At 70.5% G+C, this 11,597-nt stretch carries 6 protein-coding genes; 3 read left to right on the top strand and 3 right to left on the bottom strand.

Annotation, left to right across the window (positions count from 1 at the left end; translation table 11 throughout):
• The first annotated feature begins 6 nt into the window (after window positions 1-6).
• Entirely contained in the window at window positions 7-1,017 is a 1,011-nt protein-coding gene (locus tag HL652_RS19520) for an ABC transporter substrate-binding protein (protein WP_171706843.1), read from the top strand.
• Window positions 1,018-1,083: 66 nt separating this feature from the next.
• On the opposite strand, the gene HL652_RS19515 is transcribed toward HL652_RS19520, so the two are convergent.
• Window positions 1,084-1,998 carry an amidase domain-containing protein gene (locus tag HL652_RS19515; RefSeq protein WP_171706842.1) on the bottom strand — a complete coding sequence of 305 codons (915 nt, stop codon included), beginning with the start codon at window positions 1,996-1,998 and terminating at the stop codon, window positions 1,084-1,086.
• A gap of 181 nt (window positions 1,999-2,179) precedes the next feature.
• Between HL652_RS19515 and HL652_RS19510 the strand changes: the two genes are divergently transcribed.
• On the top strand, window positions 2,180-2,794 hold the full coding sequence (locus HL652_RS19510; protein WP_171706841.1) for a hypothetical protein: 615 nt from the start codon (window positions 2,180-2,182) through the stop codon (window positions 2,792-2,794).
• Window positions 2,795-2,849: 55 nt separating this feature from the next.
• Here HL652_RS19510 and HL652_RS19505 read toward each other — a convergent pair whose 3' ends face one another.
• Both HL652_RS19505 and HL652_RS19500 read right to left on the bottom strand, forming a co-directional pair.
• Window positions 2,850-3,884, bottom strand: coding sequence for a Fic family protein (locus HL652_RS19505; RefSeq protein ID WP_253743490.1), 1,035 nt, complete (start codon window positions 3,882-3,884; stop codon window positions 2,850-2,852).
• Window positions 3,885-4,117: 233 nt separating this feature from the next.
• Complete coding sequence (locus tag HL652_RS19500; protein ID WP_253743489.1) at window positions 4,118-5,077, bottom strand: M15 family metallopeptidase; 960 nt, start codon at window positions 5,075-5,077, stop codon at window positions 4,118-4,120.
• Window positions 5,078-5,494: 417 nt separating this feature from the next.
• Here HL652_RS19500 and HL652_RS19495 point away from each other — a divergent pair, with 417 nt between their 5' ends.
• A complete protein-coding gene (locus HL652_RS19495) occupies window positions 5,495-11,572 on the top strand; it encodes an Ig-like domain-containing protein (RefSeq protein ID WP_253743487.1) in 6,078 nt (2,025 codons plus the stop codon).
• Window positions 11,573-11,597: the final 25 nt, after the last annotated feature.

The raw sequence follows: 11,597 nt of genomic DNA, 5'->3' as shown, positions 1-11,597 counted from the left end.
AGTTCCGTGAAAACATCAGCCGCACTCCGACGATCCGTTCTGTTCATCGCCCCCGCTGTGGCACTCGCCACGCTGGCAGGATGCGCATCCTCCGCCTCGAGCGACACCTCGGCAGCCGGCGAGGGCGAGTGGAGCTACACCGACGCCACCGGCACCACGGTCACCCTCGACCACACGCCCGAGCGCATCGCCAGCTACACCGACTACGCCCTCGGCCTCCTGAGCTACGGCATCGACCCGGTGGCCCTGTTCGGCCGCTTCGACGTGGCCTCCGACACCCGCTTCGACGAGTACGACATCTCCGACGCCGCCATCGTGGGCAACAGCTACGGCGAGATCGACCTCGAGGCACTCGCCGAGGCCGCCCCCGACCTCATCGTCACCGGCATCTACCCCACCGACCGCGAGGGCACCCTCAACACCGACGGCCCGTACTACGCCTTCGCTGACGTCGAGCAGCAGGAGCAGCTCGAGAAGATCGCCCCCGTCGTGGCGATCGAGGTGGGCGGCAAGGGTCTCGACGTGATTGAGGAGCTGGCCGGGCTCGCCGAAGACCTCGGTGCCGACCCCGCCACCATCGCCGCGGCGAAGGAGGAGTTCGACGCCGCCTCGGCCGAGCTCACCGCCGCGGCCGCAGAGAGCGACGTCGAGGTCACCCAGATGTACGCCGACGCCGACGGCGTCTACGTCACCAAGCCGCAGGACGAGCCGGAGACCGAGCTCTACAGCGAGCTGGGCGTGACCTTCACGAACCTCAACCCCGACGGCTACTACTACTGGGACATCTACAGCTGGGAGAACGCGGGCCAGATGATGACCGGCGACGTGCTGCTGGTGAACAACGAGGGCTTCCAGGAGGCCGAGCTGCTGCAGCAGCCCACCTTCGCCTCCCACCCGGCCATCGCGGCCGGCCAGGTGCACGACGGCTGGGTCGGCGCGGCTCTCGACTACCACTCCCAGGCGCAGCACATGACCGAGCTGGCCGGCATCCTGCGCGAGTCGAAGCCGCTCAGCTGAGCCCGCTGAGCTGAGACCTGAGACGCCCGGTGGCGCCGCCCCGAGCATCCGTCAAGCCCTCTCCGGCTACGCGATGCTCCAGAAGTGGGCGGTGCCGCCGGGCTTCTCGACGGTGACGGCGTAGTCGAGGTCGCGGTAGGTGGCGTCGAGGGTGTGGCCGACCATGGCGATCGAGATGGTGCCGTCGGGGTTGTTCGTCACCTTCGAGATCATCATGGTGTGGTCGACGCCGTTGTCGTTCTGCGGATCCCAGTCGAACATCACGACGTCGCCGATCTTGAGCTCCGAGCGGTCGTCGAACTCGAAGCGCGTGGTGTCGGGGCGGGAGGCGTAGTAGTCGTTCATCTGGTTGCCGCGGATCCAGCTGTAGCTGTAGTCGCCCGTCGCCACGTAGTCGCTGTACCAGTCCTCGTTCTGCACCCAACCGCGCTGCAGCATGGTCTGGTTCACGAAGTTGCCGCAGTCGTTGTCGGGGAACTCGCCCCACTCGGCAAGGTTGTAGTGCTGCCAGTAGGTGAAGGCGTACTGCATCTGCGCGTCGACCGGGGTCTGCACCTCGTAGCTGTAGGCAGCATCCGCCACCACCTGCGACCCGTCGTCGAGCGTGACGGTCACCGGCACGGCCCCCATCGCGAAGTTGTAGGCGGCGGGGGTGGTGAGCGTGATCGTGGTGTCGTCGACCACGGTGAACGCGGTCGCGGCCTCGGTGCCGAACTGAACGGATGCGACTGCCGCGTCACCCCGGAACCCGGCCCCCGACACGGTCACCTCGGTCGACCCGGCGAGCGCTCCCACGGCGGGCGTCACCGATGCCACCGATACCCGCTCGCCCGCGGCGGCGGCATCGGCACCGCCACCGTTCGCCGACGCCGAGCCGTTCGCGGAGCCACTCGTGGAGTCGGTCGCGCACCCCGCGAGAGCCAGTGCCGTCGCGGCGAGTGCGCCGGTGAACAGGGACCTTCGGGTGAGCTGCGTCGTCATCTCCTCATACGAACACATCAACATTTGTGTCCCCTATGAGGGGGACACGGGGGTGCCTTCCTCGGTTTGGGAACGCAGGTCCCACACCCGACGGAGTAGCCTGCCCGCACCAGCGCATTCGGGGCGCGGGAGGGGTGGGACGATGCGCCGAGCACATCGGACGGGCGCGGCAGCAAGCACGATGGTTCTCGCCGTGCTGGTCGTCGGGCTGAGTGGATGCACACCGCAGCCCGCCGACGCATCACTGCCCGCCGCATCCGCACAGTCCACCGCCTCAGCGTCGCCCACTCCTCCGGCCGCCGCCGCCAACGCCGGCAGTCACGCCGACGCAGAAGCGGGCACCGGCACCGACGCGGCCACCGACACCGACGCAAGCACCGACCCCGACGCCGGCCGCTCCTCCGCCCTCGACGGCGCCGACTCGTCCACCCCCGCCTGCCAACCCGCCTCCGCCGCCACCCTCGCCGCCGTGAACGCGACCATGACCCGCCCGAGCTACCACCCCGAGGGCGACCCCTTCACCATGCTCTCCCTCACCGCGGCCCCCGACCCCGAGCACGCCGTCTGGCTCCTCGTCGGCACCCTCCCGACCGGCACCTCCAGCGACCCCCACCTCGTCGCCTGGGCCACCACCACCGACCCCACCCGAGACACCTTCGACGGCGCCCTCCGCTCCCTGAGCGGCACCACCACCCAGATCTCCTCGGCCCCCGCCCTCCTGCTCCCCGACCTCCCGGGCCCCGGCAGCCTCCCCGCCCCCGCCCTGGCCTGCGCCGCCTCCCCCACCCGGGGCTGACCGGTCAACGTTCGAACAGCATCCGACACAGCCGAGTGGCCCCCGCCCGCCGCACTCAGGCGCTCGGAGCCACGCGCCCCGTCCCGCGTGCGGCACGGGCCGCGAAGGCGTCGAGCGCCTGCAGCACCTCGGGGGCAGCCCAGCGCCGATACCTCTGGCCGCCGCCCGCCTGCTCGAGCACTCCCGCTTCGACCAGTCTGTCGATGCCGTTCTGAGCGGTGACGATGCTGACACCGAGCTCGGCGGCCGCGATGCGTGTCGTGGTCACCGGCCGTCTCAGCAGGTCGGACATGAGCCGGTACACCGACGAATCCACCCTGGCCGCGATCACTGACTCCCAGCGCGCCCGAACATCCTGCAGTTCTGCGACGAGCCGGCGCCCGTTCCGCACGGCGGCGAAGGATGCTTCGGAGAAGACCTCGAACAGGGGCATCAGATCGCCGTCGCGGTAGGCGGTCAGGGCTCCGAAGTAGGCAGGCAGATCGCTCAGCAGCCCCGCCGAGACGGGCACGGTGACGGTGCGGGTCACACGACCGGCACGCAGCATGCCCTGCACGAGGGCACGCCCCGTGCGCCCGTTCCCATCAGGGAACGGGTGGATGGTCTCGAACTGCGCGTGGGCGATCGCCACCTGGGCGAGCACCGGGAGGTCGGTGCGCTGGCTGAACGACATGAGGTCGCCCATCAACTCGGGTACCCGCTCGGCGTGCGGCGGCACGAACGCGGCCCGATGTGGAGAGAGGCCGCCCCCACCGATCCAGACCTGCTGGTCACGCCACCGGCCCACGATGTCGGGCGCATGATGCTCCAGGAGGGCCTCGTGCATCCTGATCACCGAGTCGACGTCGAGGCGGTCGGCCAGGTCGATCGCGGCGGTCATCGCTCGCACGTTCCCCACGACGAGTCGCGCGTTGCCCGAGCCCGACTCCCCGATTTCGGCGAGCGCGAGCTGCTTGGCGCTCGAGGTGATGTTCTCCACCTCCGAGCTCGACGCACTCTCGGTGCGCAACAGGATGGCGGAGAAGGGTGCCGCCACTAGACCCACCTCGGCGTCGAAGCGGGTGAGTTCGCTGGTTGCGTCGTCGAGCAACGCTGCGGCTTCAGAAGGGAGCTCGACCGATGAGCGAGCGATGAAAGGGGGAATCGCCGCCGAATACGGCCCTGACGCACCGCGCACGGCACGACGCGACCCCACCGCATCGGGGTCGCGGTGCCAGGGGCGGGTTTCGTATGCGACCCCGGCCCACGCAGCAGAAGCCTCCATAAGATCTGATCTTACTAAAGGATAACCGGATAAGCTTTAGTTAGAGCGCAGCCGGTGCGTCAGTAGCCCGGGGCCGGAGGCAGGCCGAAGAACTCTTCGAGGGTGGTGATGCCGGTAGTGTGCATCTCGGTGGCGAGGGGGACGCCGACCCAGCGGTAGTGCCAGGGCTCGAACTCGTAGCCGGTGATGGGAGTTCCGCCGTCGGGGTAGCGGAGGATCCAGCCGAAACGGTAGGCGTTGGCTGCGAGCCACTGGCCCGAGCCGGCGCTCGCGAAGCAGGGCCCGTCGTCGAGGGTGCAGCCCGAGTCGCGGCCGAGGATGTCCATGGCCATCCCGGTCTGGTGCTCGCTGTACCCCGGGCGCGCACTGGTGAGGTCGGCACCCTCCGTGCCGAGCTGGTTCACGTAGTAGTCGTAGGCCGCGACCTGCGAGTCGTAGGAGCGGTACCCGCTCTGCGCCACCAGCTGCACCCCGATCTCGGCCTGCGCCGCGGCGAACATCTGCTCGAGCGCCGCCGCGGCGTCGGCCCGCAGCAGGTGCCCGTTGGGGTTCGGGATGTCGGGCGCCAGCTGCACCAGGTCGGGCGGCACGTAGCCCGCACCGTCAGCGAGCGGCCGCTGCTTGTTGACCACGACCCAGGGGCTCAGCGGATCGTCGAGCGAGTTGGCCGAGCGGTCGAAAGCGGGCGGGGCTGCCGGGGCGGGCGACGCGGATGCGGGGGCCGGCTCGGGCGTGGCAGCAGCCGTCTCAGAAGAGGAGGGCGTGGGCGCCTCACTGAACGTGGGCGCGGGGATGGCGGTGGTGGGCCCGGCATCGGGAGTCGCCGCGGAAGCACCGAACCGGATGACTCCCCCGGCCACGAGCGCGCTCACGGTGACGATGGCCCCCACGAGCAGCGTGGCCCCGCCGGCCAGCAGTGCCTGCCGCGTGCTGCGCTTGCGCCTCGCGGCGCGCTGCTGCTCCCGCGACCCGCGGCGCCCACCGCCCGGCACGGACTCCTGCGCTCTCCCCGTCGACACCGCCCCAGCCTAGCTGCCGCGCCCCGGCGGCCCCGCAGGCGCCGAAGTTCGGCGGAACGGCGCCCGAACGGTATGAGAATCACGCCGCCGAGCCGCACCCAGGCTCGGAGCGCCGATCCTCATACCGTTCGCACCCCTGAGCGCCGCCTCGACACTCCCTCGGAGCGCCCGGCGAGCAGCCGGCGAGCGCCCGTCGGAACGCCCGGTGAGCCCCCGACGAACACCCGATGAGATGGGGACTTCTCCCCATCCGCTCGTTTTGGCGACGTTTCGGCAACCATGCTTGAATTACCCCAGTACGGGGCACGTCTGACCCGAAAGGACGTGCCGTAGGTCGAAGAAACCCGCAGGTTCCGCCGACCCCGCACAGTCTTACCTCGCCGATGTGACCACCCCGACGACGAATCGGAGACCTGTGTGAGGCTGTTCGACGCCATCCGACGACACAAGGCAACGAGTGCCTCCGTCGCGACCGTCGCCGCGCTCTCGATCGCCATCACGACCATGGCGTTCATGTACGAAGGCGTGGAGACCGCCGACGTCGACCTCAACGACGGCGGCGTGTGGGTGACGAAGCCCACCGGCCTCCTGCTCGGACACCTCAACCACCCCGCCCAGGTCATCGACGGCGGCCTCCGCACCTCGTCCACCGACTTCGACGTGCTGCAGAACGGCGACACCGTCTTCCTGCTCGACTCCGCCGGCGCCACCCTCACCCCCGTGAACCCGATGACCGTGGCGCTCGAGTCGCCCGTGAACCTTCCCCCCGAGGCCTCCATCACCCTGGGCGGCGACACCGTCACCCTGCTCGACCGCGAGACCGGTGCCCTCTGGGGCGTCGACTCGAGCCAGGCCGGCTCCTTCACCCCCGATCCCGAGAAGCCGATGTACGAGCTCGGCTCGGGCTCCGCCGCCGTCGCCGACAGCGCCGGCACCATCCACGCCCTCTCCACCGGCCAGAACAAGCTGTACACGATCGAGCGCACCGACCAGGGCGTCTTCCCCGAGGAGCCCACCGCCTCGGCCGACTTCCCCGACGTCGACCAGGGCGCCCAGCTCACCCTCACCACCGTGGGCGACCGGGCGGCCGTCTTCGACGCCGCGAGCGGCACCGTCTACCTCCCGGGCGGCGGTCAGGTCGAGGTTCCCGATGCCGCGGGCGGCGTCGTGCAGAGCTCCGGCCCCGCCTCCGACGACCTGCTCATCTCGACCGAGACCTCCCTCATCCGCCAGCCGCTCTCGGGCGGCGAGGCGACCGTCGTGCCCGTCGCCAACAACAAGCCGGGCGAGCCCGCGGCCCCGGTCTTCCTCAACGGATGCGCCTACGCGGCCTGGGCGGGGTCGGGCAACTACCTGCGCGACTGCGCCGGCGACGCCGACGACAAGCAGCAGGAGATCGACGGCCTCGCCGCGAACGCCGAGCTGCGGTTCCGCGTGAACCGCGACGTCGTCGTACTGAACGACGTCTCCACCGGCGTCGTGTACCTGGTGAACCAGGACATGAAGAAGGTCGACAACTGGGACGACATCGCCCCGCCCCCCGAGGAGAGCGACTCCGACGAGGAGGAGGACAGCACCGAGGAGGAGCTCCAGGTGCTCCTCCCCGACCGCTCTGAGGAGAACACGCCGCCCACCGCCGTCGACGACGACTTCGGTGTGCGCGCCGGCCGCACCGTCATCCTCCCCGTGCTCGACAACGACACCGACCCCGACGGCGACGTGCTCACCGCGTCGCTCCAGGGCTCGCAGCCCTCGATCGGCGAGGTGCAGCAGATCTTGAACGGCGCCGCGCTGCAGGTCGTCGTCGCTCCGGATGCGGAGGGCAGCTCCCGCTTCACCTACCAGGTCGAAGACGGCCGGGGCGGCACCGACACCGCCACCGTCTCGCTCACCGTGCGACCCGAGGGGCAGAACACCCCGCCGAAGCAGAACCGCGTCTCCGACGTGCTCACCGAGCTCGGCGCGACGACGAAGCACAACATCCTCCCCGACTTCATCGACCCCGACGGCGACGACCTCTATGTCGTGAGCGCGTCGTCGGGCACCAGCGACCAGGTGCAGTTCCGCCCCGACGGCGAGGTCACCTTCACCAGCATCGACCCGAACACCGGGCCGAAAGACGTGACCGTCGTGGTCTCCGACGGCCGCAGCGTGACCGAGGGCACCATCCGCTTCATCGTGCGCGACACCGGCACGCTCGCCCCCGTCACCACCCCCGACTACGTCGTCGCCACCGAGAACGAGCGCATCACCGTCGCCCCGCTCGACAACGACCTCAGCCCCTCGGGCGCTCCGCTGCGCCTGGCGAAGGTGAACGAGACCGCGGGCCTCACCATCACCCCCGACTACACCACGGGCACCTTCGACGTGGTGGGTGCCGCTCAGGGCACCTTCTACGTGCAGTACCTCGTGGCCGACGGCCCGAAGACGGCGGAGGGTCTCGTGCGCGTGACGGTCGTTCCGCCGAGCGACTCCGAGGCGCCGCCGACCGCGGTGCGCGACATCGCGATGCTGCCCACCGGCCGCAACACCCTGGTGAACGTGCTGGCGAACGACTCCGACCCGAACGGCGGCATCCTCGCCGTGCAGTCGGTGCAGGTGCCGGCCGACGCGCCCATCTCGGTGGAGGTGCTCGAGCACCAGATCCTCCGCGTCACCGACCGCGGGCTCGTCACCCCCATCACCATCACGTACACGGTGTCGAACGGCGTGGCCACGGCGCAGGGACAGGTGTTCATCGCCCCCATCGCCGCTCCCGAACGGCTGCAGCCCCCCGTGGCCACCGACGACACGGTCACCGTGCGGGTGAACGACGTCGCCACCATCCCGGTGCTCGCCAACGACTACCACCCCGACGGCGACACCATCCACCTCTCCGAGACGCTCATCGAGCCGCTGGTCGCCCCGGCCGACGGGCAGATCTTCGTCTCCGAAGACGTGGTGCGCTTCCGCGCCGGCCCCGAGCCGAAGACCGTCTACGCCACCTACGAGGTCGTCGACTCGCAGGGCCAGAAGGATGCGGGCTACATCACCATCCGCATCGTCGGCGACAACGAGACCAACTCGCCGCCCCGCCCGCAAGACGTCACCGTGCGCGCCCTCCAGGGCACCAGCGTGCGCATCCCGATCCCGCTGAACGGCATCGACCCCGACGGCGACTCGGTCGAGCTGATCGGGCAGAGCTCGGCGCCCGCGAAGGGCCGCATCACCGAGGTCGGCGAGAGCTGGCTGGTGTACGAGGCCTACCCGAGCTCGGTCGGCACCGACACCTTCACCTACGCCGTGCAAGACCGGCTGGGCGGGCTGGCGACCGCGACCATCCAGGTCGGCATCATCCCGGCGAGCGACTCGAACCAGCCGCCGTACGCCCTGAAGGACACGGTGCAGGCGCGGCCCGGCCGCACCCTCGCCGTCGACGTGATGGCGAACGACTCCGACCCCGACGGCGACCCGATCGCCATCCGCGAGAACGGCCTCGAGGTTCCCGACGGCGTCACCGCCTCGATCGAGGGCGGCCGCGTGATGGTCACGGCACCGCAGGAGCCGGGCGACTACACGCTGCAGTACACCATCGTCGACCGCTGGGGCGCCCCGGCGATCGGCACCCTGCTGCTCTCCGTGAGCGACGACGCGCCGCTGCAGGCGCCGATCGCCCGTGACGACACGGTACCCGTCTCCGATGTGCTCGACCGCCCCTACGTCGACATCGACGTGCGCGAGAACGACGACGACCCCGACGGCACCATCGACGAGCTCGCGGTGTCGACCGACGACCCCACCGCATCCGTGCTGGCGAACCAGAACCTGCGCATCGAGCTGCTGCCGACGAGTCAGATCGTGCGGTACACGATCACCGACCAGGACGGCCTGCAGGCCTCGGCCTTCGTGAACGTGCCCGGCCTCGACACCCTGCCCCCGGTGCTGCGCCCCGGCATCGAGCCGATCGTCGTGAACGACGGCGAGACCGTCGACATCGACCTCGCCGACTACGTGCTGGTGGCAGAGGGCAAGAGCGTGCGCATCACCGAGGCCGAGAAGGTGCGCGCCGCGAACTCGAACGGCGACAGCCTCGTCGCCGACGAGGACACGCTGCGCTACACGCCGCGCCCGCGCTACGACGGCCCGGATGCGATCAGCTTCGAGGTCACCGACGGCACCGGCCCCGACGACCCGGCGGGCAAGAAGGCGACCCTCGTCATCCCGCTGCAGGTCATCTCCGACATCAACACCCCGCCGAGCTTCACCAACTCGTCGATCGACGTGGCGGCCGGAGACGGTGAGGCGACCCTCGACCTGCGCACGCTCGCGCAAGACCCCGACGAGGGCGACCTGGAGAAGCTCACCTTCGCCCTCTCGGGCGACGCCGGCCAGGGCGTGAACGCCTCGCTCGACGGCTCGGTGCTGCGGGTGACCGCCGCGGTCGACGCCCCGCGTGCCTCTTCCCCTCTCACGGTCGAGGTCTCCGACGGCGAGAACACGGTGACCGGCTCGATGACGGTGAACGTGCTGTCGACCACGAAGGCGCCGCCCTCGGCGACCGACGACGTGGTGCCGCAGGCCAACCAGGGTCAGACCGTCTCGGTGCCGGTGCTGGCGAACGACTTCAACCCCTTCCCCGAGACCCCGCTCGAGATCGTGCAGGTCGCGGTGGAGACCGGTTCGGGCAACGCCGCCGCCGCGGGCTCCTCGGTCGACGTCACCCCCGCCGCCGACTTCGTGGGAACGATGGTGGTGCGCTACCGCATCGCCGACGCCACCGGCGACCCGGAGCGGCAGGCCGACGGGCGCATCCGCATCACCGTGCAGGGCCGGCCCGACGCGCCGGCCACGCCGACGGTGACGAGCATCCAGGACCGCACCGTGGTGCTGTCGTGGAACCCGCCCATCAACAACGGCGCCGAGATCACCGGGTACACGGTGACGAGCCCGCAGGGGTACACGAAGGCCTGCGCGTCGACGACCTGCACGCTCGACGGGCTGACCAACGACGTCGAATACACCTTCACCGTCACCGCGACGAACTCGGTCGGCACCTCCGACCCGTCGCCGCAGTCGGCGGTGGCCCGGCCCGACGCCCGCCCCGATCAGCCGCAGGCCCCCACGCTCGTCTTCGGCGACGAGAGCCTCCAGGTGAGCTGGGTCACCCCGCCCACCCCGGGCTCGGCGGTGCAGTCGTTCAACCTCGAGATCTCGCCCGCTCCGGCGCGTGGTGCGGCGACCCGCTACGGCGTCACCGGCAACACGCTCACCTGGGAGGGCCTCGAGAACGGCACCGCCTACCAGGTGCGGGTGCAGGCCGTGAACCGGGCGCCCGAGCCGAGCGAGTTCAGCTCGTTCTCGGCCGAGGAGATCCCGGCACGGGCTCCGGATGCTCCTGCCGCACCCTCGACCACCCGCCTCGACCCCGTCGGCAGCCGGGCCCAGATGCAGGTGAGCTGGGAGCCGCCGAAGGCCAACGGCGACGCGATCAAGTCGTACACGCTGAGCGTTCTGCGCGGCGGCAGCGTCGTGCAGACCATCCCGTCCGGCACCTCGACGCAGCAGACCGTGCCGCTCGACGTGTCGACCACCGACTACACCTTCCAGGTGACCGCGACGAACAAGGCGGGCGAGAGCGACCCTTCGGCGCAGTCGGCCCCGCGTCGCGCCTTCACGGCTCCCGGCCAGGTGGGCCAGCCCACCATCACGGCGGAGGGCGACGGCAGCGTCACCTTCAGCCAGCCGGGCGATGCGGCCGGCAACGGCGCCTCGCCGGGCGAGCTGGTGTACCAGTACAGCCTGAACGGCGGCGGCTGGACGAACATCCCGGGCAACGCCTCGAGCTACACCGTCGGCGGACTCTCGAACGGCACCTCGTACACCGTGCAGGTGCGGGCGGTCACGCCGCTCGACGGCCAGAACTACGAGGGCCAGCCGAGCGCATCCTCCAACGCCGGTGTGCCCTTCGGGCCGCTGCAGGCGCCGGGCGTCTCAGCGACGGGGAACGCCAAGTCGGTGACGCTCTCGTGGAGCGCCCCTCCCGGCAACGGTCGCGCGGTCACGGGCGTCGAGGTCTACATCGACGGCAACCTGTACTCCCGCGACGGCAGCGGATCGGCGACCGTGGGTGACGCCTACAGCGAGGCCCACAGCATCCGGGTCGTGGCGACCGACGCCGCGGGGCAGACCTCCGAGAACTCGGCATCGGCGCAGAGCGGCGACGCGCCGCCGAAGCGCGCCTACGTCTCGGCCTGGCAGTCGTGCGACGGCGAGGGTCTCGTGAACGGCCCGCCCTGCGTGCGCATGCAGCTGAGCGTCGAGAACTTCCTCGGCCAGGCCACCGTCACCTGCACCTGGGATGGCACCCCGGTGCGCTCCACGGTGGTCACGGTCGACGGCAACGGCAACGGTTCGCGCCAGACCCAGTGGTACACACAGGACACCGGGAACTACTCGCTCGAGAACCAGGCGTCGCGCATGCAATGCGACGGCGTGCAGGTGCAGGCCAGGCGATGACCACCCCGACTCCGATCAGCTCCTC

The sequence above is a fragment of the Herbiconiux sp. SALV-R1 genome (genome assembly GCF_013113715.1).
Taxonomy (GTDB): Bacteria; Actinomycetota; Actinomycetes; order Actinomycetales; family Microbacteriaceae; genus Herbiconiux.
This window is presented reverse-complemented; position numbering and strand designations above follow the sequence as displayed.

Coding starts and splice junctions, on each gene's coding strand:
- HL652_RS19510 (WP_171706841.1), top strand. CDS start 2,180: ATGGTTCTCGCCGTGCTGGTCGTCGGGCTGAGTGGATGCACACCGCAG.
- HL652_RS19515 (WP_171706842.1), bottom strand. CDS start 1,998: ATGACGACGCAGCTCACCCGAAGGTCCCTGTTCACCGGCGCACTCGCC.